This window comes from Streptomyces sp. NRRL WC-3626, assembly GCF_000718785.1.
Classification (GTDB): domain Bacteria; phylum Actinomycetota; class Actinomycetes; order Streptomycetales; family Streptomycetaceae; genus Streptomyces; species Streptomyces edwardsiae.
The window spans coordinates 195,712-218,406 of sequence record NZ_JOCA01000002.1 but is presented as its reverse complement, the minus strand read 5'-3'; the positions used below and the strand labels follow the sequence as shown (position 1 = coordinate 218,406).

The window sequence follows — 22,695 nt, the reverse complement described above, 5'->3', positions numbered from 1 at the left end:
AGCGCCAGGCCGGCCACCACGACGAGGAACGAACGAAGGACACCATGGCGCTGATGACGAAAGTCCGGGCACAGCTCGGCATTCCGGGAAAGAAGCCTGACGAGACGAATGAGACCGCGGAGCTTGTGGTCGATGATCTGCGCGCGGACGGTGCTGCTCAGGCTGAGGGCGTGCAGGACGCTGCGCCGGCGGACGGCGCAGCCGATGAGGCCGCCGAGCCGAAGAAGAACTGGTGGCAGCGCCGCCGGGAGGTGAAGCACCTCCAGGGTACGTTCGACGCCTACCCTCACCTGCTCGCGCTGAAGCCGAAGGAGAAGTACCTCTTCCGCTCCGACTACTTCGAGGTCGACGGCTCGGTCGCCTGCATCCTGGCGTACTTCCACGACGACGCCGCGCACGACAACTTCGCCGCCTTCTGGGGTATCGACCGGATCCCGGACGGCCTGGACGAGCGGGTCACCGCCGTCGTGCTTGAGCAGGTCAAGCGGATGGATGAGAAGTGGATCGACTCGTACACCAAGCAGTCGGAGAAGCTGGACCGGCTGGATGCGAACGAGCAGGAGGAGACGGGCACGACCTCCTCCAAGCGCAAGGCCGCGAAGATCTCCGGTGACCTCGGGATCACGATCGGCGAGATCCAGGACGGTGCGAGCTACCTCTCGGTGCACAACCGGCTCTTCCTCAAGGCCCCCGATCTGGCGACCCTGGACGACACGATCGACCGGGTCACGCGTCTGTACATCGACCGATTCGGCACGCTGAAGGCTGCGCCCTACGCTGGCGAGCAGCGTCAGGAGCTCTCGGGCCTTTGGAAGAACAACGAGAAGAAGAAGGGCAAGGGCTTCCACTTCACCTCGACCGAGCTGGCCGGCTCGTACTCGCTGGTGACCAACGGCCTGAACGACAAGGGCGGCGAGTACGTCGGCTACATGGTCGGCGACGTCAACAACAGCGCCGTACTCATGGACGTCAACGCCTACGACCACAGCGCGATCGTCGCCGATGCCACGCTCAGCGAGTACCTCGACCGCCAGCGGGTGGCCAATATGTGGTGCTCGAAGATCTCTCAGGCGGCGCTGCTGAACAACGGCCAGGTCGTCCACCTCATCCTCGACGGAGCGAACCTCGACAAGCTCGGCCCGAAGTTCGAGCGGCTCACCTCGCGCGTGGACCTGAATCAGGGTGATGTGAACATGTTCGAGATGTTCGGCGAGGAGGAGGACGAGCTCATGGTCTTCTCCGCCCAGATGGAGAAGCTCAAGCTGATGTTCGAGCAGCTCTACGAGACCAGCGACGGAGCGATCGGTTCGATCATCCGCAGCGCCCTCGAAGACACCGCGACCGACTTCTACATCGAGCAGGGCATGTGGCGGCACAACGCCAAGGAGCAGCGTCACCGCCTGCGCGTGGTGAACATCCCGCACACCCAGGTGCCGCGTCTTCAGATGTTCGTCTCCTACTTGGCAACCGCGCACAAGGCACTGCTGAACTCCAGCAAGACCGACCCGGACCAGCTGCGCGCCTACAACGTGCTCAGGGGCATCGCCAACGCGATGCTGAGCACCAACGGCGACCTGTTCAACAACCACACGGCCTCGGCCGTGGACGGGGTCCGGGATTCGCGGCGCGTGGTCTACGACTTCTCGCGGCTCATGCGCCGCGGCAAGGGCGTGGCGATGGCGCAACTGGTGAACATCGTCGGCTTCGCCGTTGGCAAGCTGGGGCTCGGCGACACGGTGATCATCCACGGCACCGAGCACATCGACGACCGGGTGAAGAAGTACATCAAGGACCAGTTCGACCATATGTACGAGCGTGGCGGCCGGGTGGTCTACAGCTACAACGACGTCGACACGATGCTGGCCGACAGCGACTTCAACAAGTTCGACGCCGCGGACTACACGCTCTTCGGCCCGATGCGCGACGGCACGGTGGCGGAGTACCAGAAGCAGCTGCACCAGCGGATTCCACCGGATCTCGCCCAGCTCATCACGACCAAGGGCGAGAACCTCACGTATCTGCGCCGGGGCGTCTCCAACGTGGTCTTCCACCTGGACCTGGCACTGGGGATCAACCCCTACCGCGAGGCCCAACGCAGGCAGGTCCGCCTGGAGGCGGCAAGGGCCGAAGAGGCGGCGCGGATGGACGCGATCATGCACGACAAGCCTGCACCGGGCGCGAACCTCACCAGCATCCGGAAGCACAGCGAGGGCGGCGACGGCGAGCCTGACGCGGGCCAGAGCGACGGGGGCAAGCGCCGCGACGGCAAGAAGAGCCTGCAGGAGCCTGAGGACGGCGCAAGGCGGCCAGCGAGGAAGCCAAAGCCCAAGAAGCTGGTCAAGGCATGAACGAGGTCAGCGCTGATACGAAGGCGAGGAGCAGGGGAGAGACGATGAACGGGACGATCACGGCGGTGGCGCGGATGCGTGCCTGGGCCGGCCCCGGCGGTGGCGGAGCCCGCCAGGGCAGGCTCGCGCGCGGGCTCGCCCTCGTGCTCCTGGCCGCGCTGTTCGTGCCGGTCCTCATGATGGCTGCCTCTTCGCCAGCGTCCGCGGACGACCAGAAGGAGCGCGACAACTACAGCCTCTACCAGCTGGCTTCGAATGCGAGCTCGTACTTCAGCGAGGAGAACTCGCCGTCGAACGACAAGGGCATGCACGACAAGTGGAAGCCGGTCGTCGGCAGCCCGGCCTCGGGCGGCTCCATGCTCGGCTACGCCGACCCGGATTTCAGCCTGGGCAACATCGTGGGCTGGTTCTTCGCCGAGGTCTCGGGGTCCTCCCAGACCGTCACGTACGAGACTCTGGCCGCGAAAGACGACAAGGGCAACGCGAAGTACTCGGGCATGCTCGACTACGCGCACTTCGGGGCCGCGAACAACGACCTCGGCCTGGACACGATGTCCTCGGGCATCGGCGGCCAGATCGTCAGCGTGATCGGAGGCTCCATCATCTGGGTCCTCTACGCCCTGGCACTGGCGGTCGGCACGCTGTTCTACGTCGTCCTCCAGTTCCTGAAGCTCATCAACCCCTTCATGTGGTTCTACCAGGCGGTCAGGGCGGTCAATCCGACCTTCGCCGACGGGATGACGGGAGGTGACACCGGAGGCGGCGCGCTCTCGGGCCTCCAGCACTGGATCAGTGGCTGGTATGGCCTGCTTGTCGATATCTCGTGGCAAGTGCTGGTGCCGATCTTCATCGGCTTCCTGCTCCTCGGCCTGGTCATGTTCAAGAAGATGGACCGGGGTTCGGCGATCAAGAAGCTCATCGTGCGCGTCGTCTTCATCGGCGTCGGTCTGCCGCTCATCGGTTCGATGTACACCAGCGTGCTCGACAAGTTCGACAACTCGGTTCTCGGCCAGCATGCCGGTCCGACGCGCGTCGTGCTGAGCACGTACGTCGACTTCGAGGCGTGGATGATGAACGACCGCCTCGGGATCCCGGACCAGGCCACTGTCTCCTGGAACGGCGACCAGGCGAGCTCTGACGCGATGATGTCGGTGCGCACGAGCGCGCTGGCGATCAACAAGCAGTCCCACGGAGCGACGTTCAACGGCATCAGCATCGGCACGAAGGCCAACGACGCCGAGTCGGCCTGGAAGGACGGCACGGTCTCCGTCGGCACCGGTGCGTCGGACGACTTCAAGGCGGTGTTCTCGACCTTCGGGATCATCGGCAAGTACATCGGCAGCAACGAGATCGCAGCTTCCGACTTCGAGTCGGGGATCAAGAGCTCGATCACGCAGCTGGACGAGAGCGCGGATGTCAAGAAGAGCTGGTTCGTCGACAAGGACAGCTACGGCGACGTGGAGGATTTCGGTGAGGAGAAGGGGCCGAAGCCGGTGGATCACCCGGTGATCTCGACCGACGGCACGGGCCTGACCTCCTCTCGTCCCGGCAAGGACTCGACGGTCTTCACGACGACGGGGACCAAGGCCGGCTGCGGCTTCACGGTGGGCAAGACGCCCTCCTCGTGCAACCTGTCTCCCCTGGCGGCGTACAACTACCTCAACACCGGGTTCAGCCCCAGCTCGCTGAACATGTACAGCTCGAACAACGCCACGTCCGGCTTCACCCGCGAGAACCACATGGCCGTCAGCCAGGTGGGCACGGGGCCGGCGAAGTTCATGTACTGGTCCAACGCAGCCACGGTCCTGGGCTCCATCGTCCTGCTCGGCTTCTGGTACGCCATCGGCATGCTGGCCGGCTCGGTCAAGCGGATTTTCGGCCTCGTAGCGGCCGTGCCGTTCGCGACGTTGGGCGCGATGGCCGCGATCGCCAAGGTAATCGTCTACTCCATGGCGCTGATCCTGGAGGTCCTCGTCACGCTGTTCATCTACCAGTTCGTCTCGGAGTTCCTGATCTCGGTCCCGGACATCATGGCCGGGCCCGTGTCGAGCTTCATGAGCCCGGGCGGCCTGTGGGGCAGCGCTGCGCTCGGCGGGACCATCGTGGTGATCCTGACACTCATCTCGTCGCTGATGATCATGGGCATCACCTTCGCTCTGCTGCGGGTCCGCAAGACGGTGCTGCAGGCGATGGACGAGGTGGTCACCAAGCTCGTGGACAAGTTCCTGGAGACCAACTCCGCGCCGAAGCCGGACAAGGGTGGGCTGATGCCTGCTCTGGCCACAGGTGCAGGGGCCGGCGCGGGTATGGCCATGGGCAACAAGCTCGCCAACGGGTTCAACAGCAAGACCAGCGGCCCGGCGTCTCCGAGCACGGGCAAGCCCGCGGGCAAGACGGCGTCGACGAACGCCGGCGGTACGAACAGCGACCCCACGGCGCTGACCGCGGGCAACCAGGCGCTGGCCCTGGAGGGCGGCGGCGAGGGTGGCCCGGGCGATCCGAACAGCCCGGCACTGGACGGTGGTCCTGGCAGCGGTGGCGGCGGCGGTGACGCCAAGGCTCTGCCGGGCGGCAGCGGTCCTGCTGGTGCCCTGGGCGCGTCCGGCCAGAGTGACGGCCCCGACGACAAGGGTGGCCCGCTGCAGCTGACGAGTGGTGGAGCGGGCAGCTCGCACTCTGACAAGCAGACGGCGCTGGGCCTGAGCAACCAGGGCGGCCTGTCGAACCTCGGGTACACCTCGGACGGCAACAAGGTCATCCCCGGCGAGGTTCTGGCCTCGTCGACGGAGCCGTCGAGTTCTCGCGGTGGTGCTCAGGGGCAGAGCAGCGCTGGTTCTGTTCCCACCAGCGGAGGCCGTAGGACCGTCGCCGGTCAGACGGGCCCGGCGCAGTTCGGCATGGATGCCCAGGGTGCGCAGAGGCAGCAGGGCGGCAACCAGCAGGCTGCACCGCAGCGCTTCAGCGGCGGAGCTACTCCTGCTCTTGTGCCTGTCCCTGCTTTCGAGCAGCCAGCCTCGCCGAGCACGCGTCCGACGCGCTCCGCTCAGGGCACCCCGGCTCCGAGGCAGCTGGGAGCCGGAACGTCGGCTCCTCGTCCCGTGGCCGCTCCGGTTTCGGGTCAGACTCCGGCTGCGCCTGGTGCGCGGACTCCGGCTCGGACGCAGGCAGCGCGTCAGCCGGGTGCGATCCAGGCGGCGACGCCGACGCCGCGCCAGGCGCCCGCCCCGCGGGCTCAGACTCCGCGGACGTCGGCTCCTGCACCGGCTTCTTCGCCGCGGCAGGCTCCGGTTCCGCGCCCTCGTCCCCGTCCGCGCCGGGTTGCCGATCCGGCTCCTCAGAGCGTGGAGACTCCGGAGCCGCAGCAGCGGCCGGCCGGTGGTCTTCGCCGGGGCCGACGCGAGAAGCGGCAGGACTGATCGGGCGAGCGTGGAGGGCTGACGCACCCGTTGAGGATGAACGCAATGGTCGTCCTCACCGGGTGCGTCGTCTTTGCGCGGCAGGAGGAGAAGGGGAAGAGCATGAGGCTGGGATCGAGGCTTCGCGGCGTTTTCCCGCGTGGCTGGTGTCGCTCGGCGCGATGGTGGATCACCGGGATCCGCGAACTGGCATTGAGCACTGCGGCGGCTGTGGCCACCGTGGTGTTCGTCGGCGAGATGATGCGCGCTGTGCGGCATCGCGACGAGCCGCGGACTCTGGCGCACCTGTCCGGCACGTTCGAGGGGTACGTGGCCAGCCTCTTGGGCAACAGCGCAGGCTTGGTCGTTCTGGTCACCATGGCGATCGAGGACGGTCTGCCTGTGGTGCTGACGGCGTTGCTGGCTGGGTGGTGTCTGCTCAACATCGCCATCAGTGCCGCGGTGTTCGTCGTGGTCGCCCGGTCGAGGATCCGGCAGTCGGCAGCGTGGGCTGAGCTGGATTTCGCCGAGCAGCACGCGCCGAAGTACGGCCGGCCACCGGAGACGATTGAGGAGTACCGGGCGCAGCAGCTCCAGGAGTAGGTGTCAGAGAAAAGACAGAACCCCGTGGACGTGATGTCCAGGGGGTTCTGTGCTGCCTGGGGTGGTGCGGCAATCAGCTGTGCTGGTTGCAGTCCTTGGCCATCAAGGTCTTCGCCTGGTCGCTGTCGGCGGGGATGAGCTGGACCTGGTCGATCGAGTAGGCGAAGGTGTACCCGAGCGTGATCATGCTGTTCGACATCGAGATCGAGCCGGATCCCGGGTCAGTGCCTGTCTGGTCGGAGCCGTTGACGTCGTCCCAGAGCACACTGGTCCGGCTGTCGTTGATCGTGCCGGTTGAGAGAACCTGGTACTGACCCTTGTCGGTCTTGCCGTCCTTGACGATCGAGCCGTGCTTGATGTCGTCGAGGGCCTTCGTGGTCAGCTGGCACTGCTGGTCGCCAGCGGTGACGTTGATGTACGTGATCTTGTGGCCGTCGATTGCGGCGATGCCGCCGCGCGCCCCGTCGGTGATGGCGATGTAGGCACCGTCGAAGCTGGAGGCCTGGCTGCTGCTGGGGCTCTGCGAGGAAGCAGCATCGCTGCTCCCGCTGCAGGCGGTGAGCATGAGAGCACCCGCGGCCAGGGCCGCGGCGGACACGGCGATCCTGGTCCGCGTCGCACGTGCGGTCCTGGTGGAGTTCATGGGGTTCTTCCTTCATTCGTTCTGGACAGTCGGTTTGGTTCAGCTCTGCGGAGGTTGGACCGGCGGCATGCTCGGCATCGGCGGAACCGCAGAGGCCTGACGCGGCGACAGCAGGATGAGGACTGCAGCAGCCAGCATCACGACCGACAGCAGCGCCAGGAGCACCACGCCCGCTCCGACGGAGGCGTAGCGGGTGCCGCTGACGGAGCCCATGGTCCCGAAGCCGTCGATCATGCCGATCAGGCCGGCGACGATGCCCACGACTCCGGCGGTGACGCGGGACCAGTTCGTCTTGCGGATGACTGCCACGACAGAGGCGGCGATGGCCACGAGCATGGTGAAGAGCAGGAAGCCGCCCTCGCCGCCGGCCTCGTCGCTGAAGTAGTTGACCGAGAAGCCCATGGCTGAAGCGACCGGCATGAACAGCGAGATGATCGCCAGGAACGCCGCGGCGGGAAGGATGAAGGTGGCCAGCCCTCTCAGCTTGGCCAGTCCGGGACGCGAGGTGCTCTGCTGCATCGAGCGCGCGGCGCTTTGCGCGGCGGGGGCAACGCGGTTGCTGAGGAACTCCCTGGCTCCAGAGTTCTCGACGACCGGCGCGACCTTGGTGTTGAAGAAGTCCCGGGCACCGTTGACGACCTGCTTGGCTCCGTTGGTCATCTGCTGCATCGACGGATCACGGGGCCGGTGCTCGGGAGCGATCAGTCCAGCCTGAACGGCGGCCTGGTACTCGGGCATCGTCGGCTCGCGGAGATGCGTCTGCCGGAACCCGGCGGCCCACTGCTCGGCCGTGACAACTGGCGGAACCTGCGGTCGCGGCGGCACGGCCTGTGATGCTGTTGCATGGCCCTGTGTCGGCTGCTCGGGTAACTGAGGCTGATCCTCAGTCATAATCGCCCCCGCTTTCTCTCGTTCAGTTCTGCGTGTCCAGGCGGTGCCATCTTCACAGGGACCAGCGTCTCGGCTCCGCAGTTCCAAACTGCATCCCCGAGACCCCGATCCCGACCACGCCTGGGAGCCGAAGCTGGCCCCCTTGAGGACCACCCGACCGATTTCCGAGCTTTCTTCTCGTACATGAGTACTTGCGAAGGCATTCACAAGCGCACTGTCAGTATTGCAGATTGATGTACCAGATGTACCACCTAACGACAGACAGCCAGTCAAAGTCGCCTATGGATAGGTGACTTTGACTGGCCAGGACTTAGGGTGTCAGGCGCCTTCTCGGAGGTTGTCGAGTCGATGCTCAGTCAGCGCCAGTGCGACTTCGGACTGGTTGAGCGCGTGCTCGCCGTCCTGGATGCGCCACCGAAGACGCTGCACAGGCGGGGCGTCAGCTTCCTGGAGCGCCAGGTCACCGAGCTCGCGCAGCTCCGCGTACGCGCCCTGCAGCTGCTCCTCGTGATGCGCCGACCGGACCCTGAGGCGGGCGACCCGCTCTTTCCACCAGCCCACCCGCGACTCGCGGTCGAGCGAGGTCTTCCCCTCGAGCCAGGCACGGAGTTCGGCCTGGTCGACGTCGCTCGGGAGCCCGGTAGCGAGGGGCCCTTCGGGTTCCGGCATGTCGATAGGGATGTGCGACAGCAGCACCGCGGGGGTCGTGTCGAGAGCGTAGGCGATCGCGACGAGGTCGTCGACGGTCACGGGGCGAGCACATCGCTCCATCTCCGCGAGGGCATCGGCTGAGATCGGGTGATCGAGCATCCGGAGCACATAGGCCAGCTCGTCGACGGTCAGCTCGCGCAGCTGGCGGTAGTGGGTGATGGCGTCGGACACAGCAAGGGACGTGGGAAGGGACGACGGCATGCACCGATCATAGGCGCGCTCGGCGCGGCCCCCAGGTGGGTTGTCACATTACTCCCGGGCGTCGTCACACAGACCCGTAACCGGTCCCGAGAGAGGTGTTATCCGCGCCCCCTCGGGCCGAGGGCAGGCGCCAGAAGAGGCGCACCTGGCGAAGAAGTTCAGGTCGGTCTTGTCGTCGCAGCCAGTACTGCAGACGCCCCGCGCAGTGGCGCTCATCGAGTCGCAGTCGATCGCCTATTGAATGACATTCCAAGTCGTGTTTCAATAGAGCGCAATAGGCACTCGGTCCACTCTATACAAGGCGGGCAACATGTTCGGGCGCGACTCTTCCGCTGATTGCGGTGTGGTTGCGACCGTGCGTGCCTCCTCGGCGAGTCGAGTACGAGTCCCCACTGCCGCGTCTCGCGCAGTCTCGCTTCGCCCGATTCCCATGCAGGCCATTCAGGTCGGAGCCACTGCCGCTGCATCCATTGCCTTGCGGCGCGATGCCATGACGACAACTCAGGCCTCGGTCGCACGCCGGAGGAAGGCCGCATAGAACCGCCGGCGCCTCGGACAGCCATGCCCACCGTCCATGCACTGACAGCGGCCCGTGCGGCCGGTGGGGCGTCTCGCCCCACCGGCCATGCCACCCCATGAATTGAAGGGATCCCATGCGACTTCGTGCTCCCGCTCGAATTGCCGCCACGGCCATGCTTGCCCTGTCGGTGACCGCCGGCCTGGCCGCGACCACCGCCCCGGCCGCCACTGCGGCCGAGATGCCGTGCAAGCCGCGCGTCTACTACGAGATCAACACCAACGCGGTGAACTTCAGGACGGGGCCGTCGACCGCCTACAAGTCCAAGGGCCTGCTCTACAAGCGCGACTGGGGCAAGAAGGTCGCCACCAAGGGCTCCTGGATCAAGCTCAAGCTCGGCCAGAAGTCCAGGACCGGGCTGGCCAAGAACACCACCGGCTGGGTCGCCAAGAAGTACGCCTACGACTGCGTCCCCATGCAGCTCGACTGAGCCGGCCGCGGCTCGCCGATCCACGCCGGGCAACTCAAGGCGTCATCAGGCAGACATACGCCCCGCATCACTCACCAACGCACCACTCCGCACCCCCACACAGCGCCCAGCACCGGACGCGCCTCTTCCCATGCCCGACAGGGCGGCCTCACGCCGCACTTCTGACGCAGGGGCCCCGACCAGTGGCTACGCCCTGGCCGGGGACGGGGCGACGCCGTGCCCCTCCCCCCTTTCGGAAGGTTGTTTCCCGATGATCCGCAATCTCGCCCTCCGCTCGGTTGCGCCCGCCGCCCTCGCACTCGCGGCCGCTGCCACCCTGACCGTGGCCTCCGCTCCCGCCGCGCACGCCGTCGGTGAGAACAGCAAGTGCACCGTCAACTGGCCGAACTACGGCGCCACCGTGGCCAAGGCCGGCTGGAACTACCGCACAGGCCCATCCACCGCTTACGCCAGCCGCGGCCTCCTGTACCGGGGCGACAAGTTGACCGTGCTGTGCAGCCGCGGCAACTGGGACTACAGCCAGCTCACCCAGCGCTCCAAGTCCGGCATCCCCAAGGGGACCCGAGGCTGGGTGCGCGACGACGGCCTCTACCAGCTGGCCGGCTGACCGGCCCGGCCCCTCGCTTCCATCCCCTGGAGCGACATCCCCGCGTCCTTCCGGCGCGGGCGCTGGCCCGGCTGCTCAGTGGGGGCGTCGTCCGCCCACGGCGACGCCCCCACGCGCCGCCCTTCCCGTCCGGCGCCCGAACCAGCTGACGCCGGCCGCCCCACCAGGAACGTCTCACCCCTGCTTTCCCCGGAGCCTCCGTGTCAGCCACCACCATGCCCGTCTCCACCGCCAAGGACGCCGAACCGTCCCGACCGCGGCCCTGGCCGCCGACGATCTGGGCACTGCTCGTCATCACCCTGGTGGCGCGCGGCTTCGGCTTCGCCTATCCCTTCCTCAGCTATCACCTCAAGGACCTGGGCTACACCACCGCCGCTGTCGGCCAGGCCCTCGCGGTCTTCGGCATCGGATGGCTCGTCGGCCAGCTGCTCACCGGCTGGGCCGCCGACCGGCTCGGCCGGCGCCGCACCCTCGTGGCCGCCATGCTCACAGCCGCCGTCTGCCTGCCCGTGATGTCCCAGGCACACGCGTTCGCCGCCGTGTGCACCGGAGCCCTGATCGCGGGCATCGTATACGACGCGCCGAGGCCGGTTGTCTCCGCGGCCATCGCCGACCTCATCGCCGACGACGGACAGCGCGCCGCCGTCAACGGCTGGCGCCACGGGGCCGTGAACATCGGCGCGGCGATCACGGGCGCGGTAGGCGGCCTGCTGGCCGGACAGCTTGGCTTCCCGGTGCTGTTCTGGTTCAACGCCGCCGCCTGCGCGGCCTGTGCCCTGCTCGCCCACCGCTACCTCGACGACGACACCCCGGCCGCCTCCGCCCGCCCCAGCGAGCCCGCCGCGCGCACCCCGCTGCGCTCGGCCGTGCGCGACGCCCGCCTGTGGCTGCTGTGGATGGCCAGTGTGGCCGCCCTGACCTGCGCTGCCGGCATGTTCACCGTGCTGCCGCTGCTGATGGAGGACGACGGGCTCGCCGCCGACGCCTACGGATGGACACAGGTCGCCAACGCCGGCGCCGTCGTCGTGCTCACCCCGCTGCTCAACCCGTGGCTGCGGCGCCGCTGCGACGGGTCCCAGCCAGTCACCGGCCTGCTCGCCGTCGGATCGCTCCTGCTGGGCGCGGGCATGGGCAGCGCAGGCCTCGCCGACACCACGGCGGGCTACAGCCTCGCCGTGGCGGCGGCCGTCCCCGGAGAGATCGTCTTCTTCATCGCCGCCAACGACATCGTCACCAAGATCTCGCCCGTACACGCCCGTGGTCTGTACGCCGGGATCTGGGGTTCAACCCTCGCCGTCGCCGTGATCATCGCCCCGGTTCTCGCGGCCGTGTCCCTGACCTCGGGCGGTGGGGTTCTCGCCGCGCTTACCACCCTTGCCGCCGGTGCCATGGGCGCAGCCCTGTGCCTGCCGCTCGCGGGCCTCACCCAGCGCCGCACCGCCTCCCGTGTGACCGCCGTCCCTGTCCCCGCCTCTACCTGACCGCCGAACCGGAGAACCGGACCATGAGACACAGCACCACATGCCCGAACTCGTGGGCAGCACCGCACAGATGGCCTCCTGTTTCGACAGCCCGGCCCACGCCCGCGCCGGGGGCAGGCCGATGACTGCGATCGCTCCGGCCGAGCAGTCCGCACCGCCGACGGGCGACCGACGGCTGCTGCTCGGTGTCTTCGCCGTGATGGGCCTCGTCATGGCGGTCTGGGGCACGAGGATGCCCTCAGTGCAGAGGGTGGCCAACCTTGGGACGGGCCATCTGTCACTCGTTCTTCTCGGCGCCGCAGCCGGCATGGTCGCCGGGCTCCAGCTCGGCGGGCGCCTGGCCGACCGGCACGGTCCCTCCCGACTGCTGGTCGTCCCCGCCGTCGTCTTCGGCCTCGCCCTGGCTCTCCTCGGCCAGTGCCGCACGCTGCCGACCCTGATCGCGGCTGCCGTCGTCTTCGGCTTCGCACACGGGCTGCTTGACGTCGGCTGCAACGTATCTGCCGTTCACTGCGAGATCGCCTTCCAGCGGTCGATCATGTCCGGGCTGCACGCCGCCTACTCGATCGGTGCTCTGTGCGGGGCCGCGCTCGCAGCCGTGACCACCTGGATGTCCCACGAGGTGCTGTTCGCGATGGTCGGTGCCTTCACGGTGCTCGCCGCTGCCACCGCCGTTCCGGCCGTACGAACGACCACCTCCCTCGACCACGCACCCGAGCGTCCCGAAGCGGTTCCGGACGAGGCAAAGCCGGCGCAGACCTCCCACACCAAGGTGTGGCTGCTCAGCGCCCTGGCCGCTGCGTGCCTGCTAGCCGAGGGCGCCGCCGCCGACTGGTCGGCAGTGCACCTGCACTCCCTCAACAGCTCCGAGGCAACAGCGGCGGCCGCCTACGCCCTCTACAGCGCCGCCATGGCCGTAGGCCGGCTCGCGGGCGACCGGCTGACCGGCCGCTACGGAGCACCCGCCCTGGTACGCGCCGGCGCCACCCTCGCCGCCGCCGGACTCGGCGCTGCACTGATCGCCGGCAGCGCCCCGGCCGCCCTGCTCGGCTGGATGGCCCTCGGAGCCGGCCTGTCCACGGCCATGCCGGCCCTCATCACAGCCGCCGGACGGGGAGGACCACGCGCCGTGGGCACCGTCGCCACCATCGGCTACCTCGGCCTGCTCGCCGGACCGGCCGCCATCGGGGCGATCGCCTCGCTCACCAGCCTGACCACCGCGCTGGCCCTGCTCGTCGTCCTGACCGCGACCGTCGCTGTCGTCTCCCACCGAGCCCTGGAGTCCCGTTGACCTCTTCCCAGCCCACCACCCCCAGCGGCGCCGGCCTCGAGGCCCTGATCCTCGACTACAACGGGGTCATCGGCCGCCAGCCCGGCCCGCCCCAGTGGGCCCGGCTCGCCGAACTCGCGGGCTGGCACCCCCAGGAGACCCACGCCTTCCAACAGGCCTTCTGGCAGCGGCGGGAGCCCTACGACCAGGGCACCGCCACCACCCACACGTTCTGGAGCGGACTGCTGCGCAACGGATGCACCGCGCCTGCGGGCAGCACCCTCCTGGCCGCCCTCGCAAGCGCCGACCTCGACATGTGGACCGCCACGGACCCCGCCGTGCTGGACCTCCTGCACACAGCCCACGCCACCGGGCTGCGCCTCGTACTCCTGTCCAACGCGCCCAAACCGCTGGCAAACGCCCTCGACGACGCCGAATGGTGCGCCACCTTGTTCAGCCGGACCGTCTACTCCGCCCGCATCGGAGTGAACAAGCCCCACAAACGGGCCTACGAGGCCGCGCTCGAGGCCGCCGGAATGCCCCACCCCGCAAAGACCCTGTTCGTCGACGACCGGCTGGACAACGTCGAAGCCGCCGAGCAGCTCGGCCTGCAGGGCCTGCACTACACAGGCGACCCGGCCGCACTCACCCGCCGGCTTCCCCGGCCGCCCGCCGTCACACGCCCGGGCGTCCTCGCTACGAGCGCATGACCGCCCTCGCGACGCCGTCCCACCGGACCGGCACCCGCCGCATCCCGATCACCGAACCGGAGATCCGACCATGAGTCTGACCGCCCTGCGCCCCAACTCCCGTGCCGTGACAAGCACATGGCACTCCTCGGGATCACCGCTGCTCGTCCTCATCGGCGCTGGAAGCCGCATCTGGCGCGGATACGGACTGCAGCACATCGCCGCCCGCCACCGCGTCGCCCTCCTCGACGAGCAACCTCCCGCCTGGGCCAACGACCACGCGGCTATCTCCATGGCCGTCGACCTGGCGGACACCGAGGCCGTCGCCCAGGCCGTTGCCGCGCTGGCCGCTGACCAGGGCGTTGCCGGGGTGCTCACCTACATGGAGCAGCACGTGGCCCTCACCGCCCGGATCGCGGAGCGGTTCATGCTGCCCGGCAACACCCCCAGCGCCGTCGAGGCTTGCCGGGACAAGTACCTCAGCCGCTCCCTGCTCGCCGCGGCCAACGTGCCCTCGGCCCGCTCCTACCTCGTCCCGGACGCCGAGACCGCCGTCGAGTACGCGGTTCTCCTGGGCGGCCCTGTCGTCCTCAAGCCGCGGTCGATGGGCGGCAGCGCCGGCGTGCGCCGCGCCGACACGGCCGATCAAGTCCGCGACGCCTACCAGGCGGCCCGCGGCGCGACCCTCTTCGGGCTGGAGAACACCGGGACCGGGGGCGTGCTGATCGAGGAGTACCTCGATGGTCCGGAGATCAGCGTGGAGTGCGTCGTCCTGGGCCACGAGACCGTCCACATCGCCGCGATCACCCGCAAGTATCTCGGCGACGAACCGGACTTCCAGGAGACCGGCCACCTCGTCGACACCACCGACCCTCTCCTGGCCGACCCCCGCATCCACGAGGTGGCCCTCGCTGCCCTGAACACGGTCGGCATCACGAGCGGTGTCATGCACGTCGAGATGCGCCTGACCCAGCAGGGCCCGCGCATCGTCGAGATCAATGCCCGGCTCGGCGGAGACCTCATCCCGCACTTGGTCCACCTGGCCACCGGCCTCAATCTGCCGCAGATCGCGGCCGACCTCGCCGTCGGCGCCGACCCCGAGCTGGTCCCCAGCCAGCACCAGAGCGCCGCCGTCCGCTTCCTCTACCCGCCCGTCACCGGTCACGTCACGGCACGGCACACCGGCGTGTTCGCCGCCTGGCTCGACCGTTTCGAGTGGATCGCCGCACCCCGCAGCCACGTCAACGCTCCGCCCCGCGCCACGCTGCTGGACCGCCTGGCACTGGCCGTGGTCACCGGGCCCGACCCCGACACCTGCCACCGGCGACTGCAGCTGGTCGAAGAACGCAGCGGCATCCACATCCAGCCCGACAACGCCACCACCGCCTGCGTCGCCTGACCCGCACGGCACCGACACACACAGGAGACCCGACCATGGCCCTCGCCGCACCCCTCCACGCGGCGGCCGCGCCCGCGTACCGCACCGGCACCGCCGCCGTCATCGCTCCCGCTGATGCCGGCGACCGGTACGTGCCCGCGCTGGCCCGGCACGGCTGGAACTCCGTCGCGGTCACCGAACCCGCTCACCATCCGGACGACAACACCGGCTACTTCCGGCACGTCACCCACCGCACGAGCCTGCGCCGCACCGCCGCCCACCTCGACCGCCTCGGAGTCCAAGCCGTCCTCGCCGGCTCACCAGCCGGTACCGAACTCGCCGACCTGCTCGCCGCCCGACTCCACCTGCCTGGCAACGCCCTCGACACCGCGGACATCCGCCGCGATGCCGGTCTCACCAGCGCCGCGCTACTCGACGCCGGTATCACCGCGCCCCGCAGCATCCGCACAGCCCGCCTCTCCAACGCCCTCGAATGGGCCACCTACACGCAGACAGCCGAACTCGTCCTCCAGCACCCCGACCCCACCCACCCCCACCCTTCCTCCGTCTGCCGCACCGAAGACGACATCCGCTCCGCCTGGCACCGCCTCCACCACTCCAGCACCCAGCCGCTGGTCCTGCGCGAGCACCTCGCCGGCACCCACTACCGCATCCACACCCTCACTAGCCCTGGCCCCGACGGATCCACCGACCACAGCATTACCGCGATCTGGTCCGAGACCCGCACTGCCGACCAACAGGTATGCCGCGCCGACCTCCTGAGCCGCCACGGACTCCTGGCCCGCGCCCTGGCCCTCTACACGATGCGCACGCTCACTGCCCTCGGCATCCGCTACGGCCCCGCCCACGCCACGGTCACCTTCATCCCCGACCGTGGACCCGCCCTGCTGTCCCTGCGCACCGACCCCTACGCAGACTTCGCCACCGACGTGCTGCGCCAGGCCACCGGCCACGACCCCATCCGTGACACCGCGCTGCTGCTCACCACCGGCAACCGCCCCGCGGCCCGCCACCGACCCCACGCCCACGTCACGAAGATCGCCCTGCTGCCGCGGCACGACGGCGCACTGGATCACGCTCTGCTGCGCACCATCACCGCGCTGCCCACCGTCGCCGCCACCACCGAGCTCACCGCCGACACCCCGGTGCGAGCCGACGAGACCACGGGATGGCTCCTCCTTGTCGCGGACGACAGCCGCGCTATCAACCAAGACCACCAGGTCATCCGAGCCGCCGAGAACCTCGGCCTGTACGGGAGGCCGGTATGCACTCGCCCCTCATGACCGTCCCGCCTTCGGCCTCGCGGGTCCAGGCCGCTTGCCAGGGCCTCCCCAATCTGTTCGCGGTGGTGGTTGTCGACCCCCTGCCCCTGTGGAGCGCACCGCAGGCGGGGCGGACTCTGCCCGAACGCAACCGCGAAGGCCATGACTTGCTGGTCCTGCGCTGGCACGGCCCCCCGGACATCGACGCCGAGGTCCTCACCGCCCTCGAATCGGCCGCCGACCGGGCACCGACCCCGCCCGTGAGCACCGCCGAACTCGCCCACTACCAGGACTCTCTCCCCGACCACCTGCACCTGGTGGCCGTTCCGGCCAGCAGCGTCCTCGGCCCCTGGTCCCACAGCTGACAAGCCAGTCAGCCCCCCGGCGCCGGGCCGAAGGAGCCCGTCCGCCCCCCACCTGGATCCCTTCCTTCCCGGTGCCATCCCATCAGTCCTCAGGAGACCCTGTGCAGACCGCCCCCGCCAAGGCCGACAGGCCACTGCGCGCTGTCACCTATCGCAGCGTGCTGCGGGTGCCCCATGCCGCCCGGCTGCTGATCGGCACGCTGATAGGACGCCTGCCATCGGGAATGGCGCCCCTCGCCATCGTCCTGATCGGCACCGAGAACGGCGGGTTGCAGACGGGGAGCGGACTGGCTGCCGTGTACTTGCTGGCCAACGCCGTGGGCGGGCCCTTGCTCGGCCGCCTGGTCGACCGGCACGGGCAGACAGGAGTGCTGACGACGAGCGCGGCCACCGCGGCCGCCGGACTCCTTCTGCTCACGGCGGACGGCGCCTCATGGGGGGTCGTGCTTACAGCGGTGGCCCTGGCCGGACTGGCCAAGCCCCCGCTCGACGCGACGTTGCGTGCCTTGTGGAGCCCACTGATGCCGGACCGCGAGCACGAGCGGGTCGCTGTCTCTTTGGACGCCGCCGTGCAAGAGTTGATCTTCATCGTCGGCCCCTTGCTGGTGGCCGCCCTGGCCTACACGTCGTCGGCTCGCTGGGCCGTGGTGGCGACGGCAGCTGTCGGGTTGGCGGGCACGCTCCTCGTCGTCACCGCACCCCCGTCGCGGTCGTGGACGGCGCAGCCTCGCGAAGTGGACTGGCTGGGCCCGCTGCGGTCTCAGCAACTGCGCGTTCTCTACACGGCCATGCTGTTCATCGGCGTACCCATGGGTGCCCTCACCCCGCTCGCGGTCACCTTCACCGACCAGTTCCAGTACGCCGGTCTATCTGGCGCACTGCCCGCCGCCGTCTCCGCCGGTGCCCTGGTCGGCGGACTCCTGTACGGGGCACGCTCGTGGCCCGGCCCAACGGCAGTGCATCTGGTGATCCTCTGCGCTGGCTTCGCGACGGGCTGGATCCCCCTGCTGGCGGCTGGGAACTCCCTTCTCGCGGTCGCGGCGTGCTTGCTCCCGGGCCTCGTCATGGCCCCGTTGCTCAGCGCGGCCTATCTCCTCACCGTCCGCTTGGCGCCGGCCGGCACGGTCACCGAGGCCAGCGCCGTGCTAGTTGCGGCTCTCGACCTCGGATGCGCCGTGGGCACCGCTGCCGCAGGCCTCTCCTTCGCCCGCGTGCTCCTGCCGGCTGGCGGGGCCGCGGCCCTCGTCGTGCTCTGCGCCACCCGCGGACGGAGACGTCCTCGGTCCTTCCCACCGCCGTCGCCGAACCCCAGCACGTGACCACGTGAACACCGTCCCCACCCGCGCCCCCTCACTTGTCCAAAGGACTTCGCGATGACCGCACCCGCTCTGCCCGCCGTGACCTCGCCCGCACCCGATCACCTTGCTGAACTGCGCACAGACGTCGTACGGGGGTTCGCCACGTCCCCGAAACAGCTCTCGCCGAAGTGGCTGTATGACGCGGACGGGAGCCAGCTTTTCGACGAGATCACCCGGCTGCCGGAGTACTACCCGTTCAGGACGGAGCAGGCGATCATCGCCGACTCCTGCACCACCATCGCCTGGCTCACCTGCGCCAGAACCTTGATCGAGCTGGGTTCCGGTTCGTGCTCGGCCAAGACACGTCTGCTGCTCGATGCCCTGAGCGGCCCGCTCACCAGCTATGTGCCGGTCGACGTGAGCTCCAGCGCCCTGGCCCAGGCCTCAGCCTCCATCGCGGCGGAGTACCCCGGCCTGACGGTGAAACCCCTCCTTGCCGACTTCACCGCCGCGGTCGACCTTCCGCCCACCGACGGGCCCCGCCTGTTCGCCTTCCTCGGCGGGACCTTCGGCAACTTCCTTCCCCCCGAGCAAGCGGCATTCCTGGCCACCCTCACCTCCCGCCTGGCCCCCGGCGACCGCCTGCTCCTCGGCGTGGACCTGGTCAAGGACCCAGCCGTCATCATTCGCGCCTACAACGACGCTGCAGGCGTGACCGCCCGGTTCAATCTCGGCCTGCTGCATCGCCTCAATCGGGAACTGGACGCCGACTTCGACGTGGCCGCCTTCGAGCACGTGGCCGTCTGGGACGCGGACCACGAGTGGATCGAGATGCGTCTGCGGTCCCGCCGGGACCAGACCGTCACCCTGCGCGGTGTCGACCTGGTCGTGCCCTTCGCCGCGGGAGAGGAACTGCGCACCGAGGTCAGCGCAAAGTTCCATCCTCACGGCCTTGCCGCGCAGCTCAACGCCGCTGGCCTGGAGCTGAGCCACTGGTGGACCGACCCCGCCCGCCTCTACGGACTGGCCATGATCGCACGCGCCGACGACATCACCCCGGCGGCCTGATGCCCGTCTCCGCCGATCCCTCGCACACATCCACCCGGCGTCGGGCTTTCCATGTCAACCGAAGGACGATGATGCGCCCCACCGACGGCTCAGCGCACGCTGCATGCGCCCTCGCGTGCCCGGGCGCGCACGCCCTTCCGTCCCTCGGCCACCCGACGCAGGCCCACGTGCCTGTTCGTCGGCCCGCGCCCATCGGCGATGAGTCACGGACCGCCGAGGCGAATGACCACGGCAGCCGGACCCGGCGGCACACGAGTCTGCACCGCGGAGCGCACACATGAGCGCGGTCGACACACCCCCCGCCCCCATCGTCCGCGCCGCGCCGACGCACCACACCCAGCAGCGCCCCGTGCACTGGGGCACCGTGCTGCGGCTGCCGTACGCAGCGCGCCTGTTGACCGCCACGCTCGTGAGCCGGTTGCCGCTGGGCATGACGCCTGTCGCGCTGCTGATCGCTGCGCGGGCGAACGGCCACGGATACGGCGTTGGGGCTGCGCTCGCCTCCCTGTACGGGCTCGCGGTAGCGGTCGGGCAGCCGCTGCTCGGCCGCCTGGTCGACCGGCGGGGACAGACCCGCACACTCATGGCCGGCGCGATCACGTCGGCGGCCGCACTCCTCATCCTTGCGGCCGCCGAAACGCTCAACCTGCTGATTGCAGCCGCCGCCGTCGCCGTCGCGGGAGCAACAGCCCCGCCGATGGAGGGGGTCCTGAGGGCACTGTGGCCCGCGATCACCCCCACGCGGCGGCATTTGCGTGCGGCGCTGGCCCTCGACAGCGGAAGCCAGGAACTTGTCTACGCCGCCGGTCCTCTCACCGCTGTCGCCGCTGCAGCGGTGGCACCGCCCGGCCTCACCTTCGCCGTGGCCGCCGGCCTCGGGCTGGGAGGGGCTCTCGCCGTCGCGGCATCGGCTCCTTCCCGCAGGTGGCGACCCGCGCAAGTGCGAAGCGGAGCCCTCGGTGCCCTGCGCTCGGTCGGCATGCGATGGATGCTGCTCGTCCTCACCGTGGTCGGCGGGACACTCGGCGCGCTGTCGGTGGCCGCCCTGACCGCGAGCGAACGGCATTCCGCTCAGTGGCTGGCAGGCGTCCTGCCCGCCGGGGTGTCGATCGGTGCGCTCCTGGGGACCGCCGCCTGGACCGCGCTGCCGCTGCCCGCTTCCCTCAGCCGGCAACTCGCGTTGACCGCCGCAGTATTCGCGGCCGTCTGGGTGCCGCTGAGCCTCGACCCGCCACCGTTCGCCGCCCTCGCGCTGACGGTGCCGCCCGGCATGGCCTTCGGAGCGCTGCTGACGTGCGCGTATCAGGTGGTCGCAGAGCTTGCCCCGCCCGGCACGCTCATCGAGGCGTACGGCTGGCTCATCGCAGCCTTCGGGCTGGGCCAGTCCCTGGGGACAGCGGCCGCCGGCGTGCTCGAGGGCCCCTGGGCCCTCCCGGCAGGCACGGCCACGCTCGCCCTCGTCCTCTCCGCCCCAGTCTGCCGGCGCCTCGCGGTGCGCACGGCAGCCGCCCCTTCCCCTCACCCGTCGCCCGAGAGGCCGTCATGAACAACTCCACGTCGCCGTCCTGGCCGCCCGCCGACCGCCTCGACCGGGCCCTTGCCGTCAGCCACGCGAAGGGGCGGGCCGCGCTCAGCCTCTACCTGCCACTCGGCTACCCCACCCCCAGCCAGCCTGGACGCGCTGCATTCGATGGCCCAGTCCGCCGACGTGCTGGAGATCGGCGTCCCGCACCACGACCCGGTCATGGACGGCCCCCTGATCCGGGAAGCCTCCGCCCAGGCACTGGCCGCTGGCTTCCAGATGCACGATGTCTTCACGGCCACATCCGAACTGACTGCGTCCACACCTGCCGCGCTGCTGGTCATGTCGTACTGGGCCCCGATCGCGCAGTACGGCATCGAGCCCTTTGCGCGTCGGCTGGCCGCTGCGGGCGGCGCGGGGGTACTCATCCCTGACCTTCCCCCGCCAGCGGCGGAGGCATGGAGAGCAGCAGCAGCCTCGGCCGGCCTGCACACCATCCCCCTCATCCAGTCCCGCGCCTCCACGGCACAACTGGCGGCGATCGGCGCTTCCCACAGCGGCATGGTCTACGCCCCCGCGACCCCCGGCCTCACGGGCTCCCAACACCCGCTCAGCCCCGACCTGCCGAGGCTGGTCCACCGCCTGCGCACCACAACCCACCTGCCGGTCGCGGTCGGCATCGGCATCAGCACACCGGGCCAGGCTGCACAGGCGTCCGCGTACGCGGACGCCGTCGTGGTCGGCTCGGCTGTCATCCGGCGCATGCGAGACGAGCCCAACACGCCCGCCACCGCCGCCGACGAGATCGCTCGCGACTTCGCCGCCGGAGTCCGCCGCGCCCGGCGCTCCGCAGCCTGACCCGTCCCCAGTTCCTGAAGGAGGAACCACCATGCCCCATTCCTCGGCCTCGATCCCGCGCCCGCGCCACCTGACCGTGCTCGCCGTCGGCGTCGCCACGGCCCTCACCCTCACCGCCTGCGGCGCACACTCGGACACCGGCGCGACCAGGGAGAAATCTGCCTCGACGACCAGCGCGGGCAAAGAGAAGACGACGTTCAAGCTGGGTGAGGCCAGCCCGGTCCAAGAGAGCCAGATGCAGCGCTCCCGAGGGGCCACCTACACGGTCACGCCCACCAAGGTGGTCGTCGGCAGCAAGGCCGACATGGACAACTCCGGGCTTGAGCAGGACAAGGAAGACGGCCCCCAGGTGCCCGTGTACGTCTGGTCGACGCTCACCCACAAGAGCGGCAAGCCGATGGCGCTGGGCGACATGGATGACGATCTGGTTGTCAGAACGGATACAGGCCAGCGCACCCGCGCCCTCATCGTGCTGCTCGGCCAGGCGCAGTGGCCCAACTGCCCGGCGTTCGACTCCGACAAGAAGCTCGTCGCAGGCCAGTCGCAGCGCATTTGCACCGCCTTCCTCATCCCACAGGGCCAGAAGGCCGCCGCAGTCCAGCTCAGCCAGGGCTTCTACAGCAAGCCCCTGGAGTGGCCCGTGAAGAGCTGACCGGACGCCGCTCCAACCACCCTCACCGCGAGAGCGGACGCGGGGACCGTCCGACCGCCGCCCCCACAGCACTGATACCCGCCCGCCGGAGCGGAGCACCCCTTCCCTCGCTCGATTCCACCAGGAGTGATCCAGATGCCCTCCCCCCAACAGCACCCGTCCCCACCCCGTATGCGTGCCGGTGCCGCAGCCCTGGGCGCAGCGGCGGCGCTGTGTCTCACCGCCTGTGGACCAGGCTCGGACACCGGCTCGGCCCCCACCTCGAGCGCGAGCCCCGCTCCGAAGGGGGTCGTCGACCACAAGACTGCCGGGTCCATCCTCGACCACTACCAGGAGATCAACAACAAGGCGAACAAGACGCGCGACGCGAGCCTCCTCTCCACCGTGGAAGCCGGCCAGCTCTACGCCCGCAGCAAGGCCGACTA

Annotated in this window: 19 protein-coding genes; 16 read left to right on the top strand and 3 right to left on the bottom strand. The window is 69.4% G+C overall.

Features of this window, described 5'->3' with window-relative positions; all coding sequences use genetic code 11:
- The first annotated feature begins 53 nt into the window (after positions 1 to 53).
- Genes IF28_RS0103650 through IF28_RS0103640 form a run of 3 tightly spaced genes read left to right on the top strand, consistent with a single transcriptional unit; the run spans position 54 to position 6,346 of the window.
- On the top strand, positions 54 to 2,348 hold the full coding sequence (locus tag IF28_RS0103650; protein ID WP_234324878.1) for a hypothetical protein: 2,295 nt from the start codon (positions 54 to 56) through the stop codon (positions 2,346 to 2,348).
- Positions 2,345 to 5,764, top strand: coding sequence for a hypothetical protein (locus IF28_RS0103645; RefSeq protein WP_078620836.1), 3,420 nt, complete (start codon positions 2,345 to 2,347; stop codon positions 5,762 to 5,764). The genes IF28_RS0103650 and IF28_RS0103645 overlap by 4 nt, the downstream gene beginning before the upstream one ends.
- Before the next feature lie 45 nt (positions 5,765 to 5,809).
- Positions 5,810 to 6,346, top strand: coding sequence for a hypothetical protein (locus IF28_RS0103640; RefSeq protein ID WP_030213764.1), 537 nt, complete (start codon positions 5,810 to 5,812; stop codon positions 6,344 to 6,346).
- A 73-nt stretch (positions 6,347 to 6,419) separates the two neighbouring features.
- Here the strand turns inward: IF28_RS0103640 and IF28_RS0103635 are convergent, their stop codons facing one another.
- The 3 genes from IF28_RS0103635 to IF28_RS36935 all read right to left on the bottom strand — a co-directional run bounded on the left by IF28_RS0103635 (position 6,420) and on the right by IF28_RS36935 (position 8,762).
- Positions 6,420 to 6,989 (bottom strand): hypothetical protein, encoded by a 570-nt coding sequence (locus tag IF28_RS0103635; RefSeq protein WP_030213761.1) that lies wholly within the window; start codon positions 6,987 to 6,989, stop codon positions 6,420 to 6,422.
- 39 nt (positions 6,990 to 7,028) lie between these two features.
- Positions 7,029 to 7,727: a hypothetical protein gene (locus tag IF28_RS0103630; RefSeq protein WP_158713646.1), complete on the bottom strand. Its 699-nt coding sequence runs from the start codon at positions 7,725 to 7,727 to the stop codon at positions 7,029 to 7,031.
- 471 nt (positions 7,728 to 8,198) lie between these two features.
- Positions 8,199 to 8,762, bottom strand: coding sequence for a DNA-binding protein (locus IF28_RS36935; RefSeq protein WP_078620867.1), 564 nt, complete (start codon positions 8,760 to 8,762; stop codon positions 8,199 to 8,201).
- A gap of 683 nt (positions 8,763 to 9,445) precedes the next feature.
- On the opposite strand from IF28_RS36935, the gene IF28_RS0103615 reads away from it, so the two are divergent.
- The 13 genes from IF28_RS0103615 (at position 9,446) to IF28_RS0103550 (ending at position 22,270) form a co-directional block, all read left to right on the top strand.
- Entirely contained in the window at positions 9,446 to 9,799 is a 354-nt protein-coding gene (locus tag IF28_RS0103615; protein WP_030213753.1) for an SH3 domain-containing protein, read from the top strand.
- A gap of 250 nt (positions 9,800 to 10,049) precedes the next feature.
- Positions 10,050 to 10,406: an SH3 domain-containing protein gene (locus tag IF28_RS0103610; RefSeq protein ID WP_006378930.1), complete on the top strand. Its 357-nt coding sequence runs from the start codon at positions 10,050 to 10,052 to the stop codon at positions 10,404 to 10,406.
- Positions 10,407 to 10,606: 200 nt separating this feature from the next.
- Positions 10,607 to 11,887 carry an MFS transporter gene (locus IF28_RS0103600; protein ID WP_030213750.1) on the top strand — a complete coding sequence of 427 codons (1,281 nt, stop codon included), beginning with the start codon at positions 10,607 to 10,609 and terminating at the stop codon, positions 11,885 to 11,887.
- A gap of 121 nt (positions 11,888 to 12,008) precedes the next feature.
- Positions 12,009 to 13,178 (top strand): MFS transporter, encoded by a 1,170-nt coding sequence (locus IF28_RS0103595; protein WP_030213747.1) that lies wholly within the window; start codon positions 12,009 to 12,011, stop codon positions 13,176 to 13,178.
- Entirely contained in the window at positions 13,175 to 13,867 is a 693-nt protein-coding gene (locus IF28_RS0103590; protein ID WP_030213744.1) for an HAD-IA family hydrolase, read from the top strand. Before IF28_RS0103595 ends, IF28_RS0103590 begins: the two co-directional genes overlap by 4 nt.
- Positions 13,868 to 13,937: 70 nt before the next feature.
- Entirely contained in the window at positions 13,938 to 15,245 is a 1,308-nt protein-coding gene (locus IF28_RS0103585; RefSeq protein WP_030213741.1) for an ATP-grasp domain-containing protein, read from the top strand.
- Positions 15,246 to 15,280: 35 nt separating this feature from the next.
- Positions 15,281 to 16,528 (top strand): glutathione synthetase, encoded by a 1,248-nt coding sequence (locus IF28_RS0103580; RefSeq protein ID WP_030213738.1) that lies wholly within the window; start codon positions 15,281 to 15,283, stop codon positions 16,526 to 16,528.
- Positions 16,510 to 16,872: a hypothetical protein gene (locus IF28_RS0103575; protein ID WP_006379141.1), complete on the top strand. Its 363-nt coding sequence runs from the start codon at positions 16,510 to 16,512 to the stop codon at positions 16,870 to 16,872. Before IF28_RS0103580 ends, IF28_RS0103575 begins: the two co-directional genes overlap by 19 nt.
- 101 nt (positions 16,873 to 16,973) lie before the next feature.
- Complete coding sequence (locus IF28_RS0103570) at positions 16,974 to 18,191, top strand: MFS transporter (protein WP_051713625.1); 1,218 nt, start codon at positions 16,974 to 16,976, stop codon at positions 18,189 to 18,191.
- Positions 18,192 to 18,245: 54 nt separating this feature from the next.
- Positions 18,246 to 19,238, top strand: coding sequence for an L-histidine N(alpha)-methyltransferase (gene egtD / locus IF28_RS0103565; protein ID WP_051713624.1), 993 nt, complete (start codon positions 18,246 to 18,248; stop codon positions 19,236 to 19,238).
- Between the two features lie 277 nt (positions 19,239 to 19,515).
- Entirely contained in the window at positions 19,516 to 20,784 is a 1,269-nt protein-coding gene (locus IF28_RS0103560; protein WP_030213727.1) for an MFS transporter, read from the top strand.
- Positions 20,785 to 20,928: 144 nt separating this feature from the next.
- On the top strand, positions 20,929 to 21,618 hold the full coding sequence (gene trpA / locus IF28_RS36060; RefSeq protein ID WP_234324876.1) for a tryptophan synthase subunit alpha: 690 nt from the start codon (positions 20,929 to 20,931) through the stop codon (positions 21,616 to 21,618).
- 31 nt (positions 21,619 to 21,649) lie between these two features.
- Positions 21,650 to 22,270 (top strand): hypothetical protein, encoded by a 621-nt coding sequence (locus IF28_RS0103550; RefSeq protein ID WP_030213724.1) that lies wholly within the window; start codon positions 21,650 to 21,652, stop codon positions 22,268 to 22,270.
- The last annotated feature ends 425 nt before the right edge of the window (positions 22,271 to 22,695 follow it).

Coding starts and splice junctions, on each gene's coding strand:
- IF28_RS0103650 (WP_234324878.1), top strand. CDS start 54: ATGACGAAAGTCCGGGCACAGCTCGGCATTCCGGGAAAGAAGCCTGAC.
- IF28_RS0103645 (WP_078620836.1), top strand. CDS start 2,345: ATGAACGAGGTCAGCGCTGATACGAAGGCGAGGAGCAGGGGAGAGACG.
- IF28_RS0103640 (WP_030213764.1), top strand. CDS start 5,810: ATGGTCGTCCTCACCGGGTGCGTCGTCTTTGCGCGGCAGGAGGAGAAG.
- IF28_RS0103635 (WP_030213761.1), bottom strand. CDS start 6,989: ATGAACTCCACCAGGACCGCACGTGCGACGCGGACCAGGATCGCCGTG.
- IF28_RS0103630 (WP_158713646.1), bottom strand. CDS start 7,727: ATGCCCGAGTACCAGGCCGCCGTTCAGGCTGGACTGATCGCTCCCGAG.
- IF28_RS0103615 (WP_030213753.1), top strand. CDS start 9,446: ATGCGACTTCGTGCTCCCGCTCGAATTGCCGCCACGGCCATGCTTGCC.
- IF28_RS0103610 (WP_006378930.1), top strand. CDS start 10,050: ATGATCCGCAATCTCGCCCTCCGCTCGGTTGCGCCCGCCGCCCTCGCA.
- IF28_RS0103595 (WP_030213747.1), top strand. CDS start 12,009: ATGACTGCGATCGCTCCGGCCGAGCAGTCCGCACCGCCGACGGGCGAC.
- IF28_RS0103585 (WP_030213741.1), top strand. CDS start 13,938: ATGAGTCTGACCGCCCTGCGCCCCAACTCCCGTGCCGTGACAAGCACA.
- IF28_RS0103580 (WP_030213738.1), top strand. CDS start 15,281: ATGGCCCTCGCCGCACCCCTCCACGCGGCGGCCGCGCCCGCGTACCGC.
- IF28_RS0103575 (WP_006379141.1), top strand. CDS start 16,510: ATGCACTCGCCCCTCATGACCGTCCCGCCTTCGGCCTCGCGGGTCCAG.
- egtD (WP_051713624.1), top strand. CDS start 18,246: ATGACCGCACCCGCTCTGCCCGCCGTGACCTCGCCCGCACCCGATCAC.
- IF28_RS0103560 (WP_030213727.1), top strand. CDS start 19,516: ATGAGCGCGGTCGACACACCCCCCGCCCCCATCGTCCGCGCCGCGCCG.
- trpA (WP_234324876.1), top strand. CDS start 20,929: ATGGCCCAGTCCGCCGACGTGCTGGAGATCGGCGTCCCGCACCACGAC.
- IF28_RS0103550 (WP_030213724.1), top strand. CDS start 21,650: ATGCCCCATTCCTCGGCCTCGATCCCGCGCCCGCGCCACCTGACCGTG.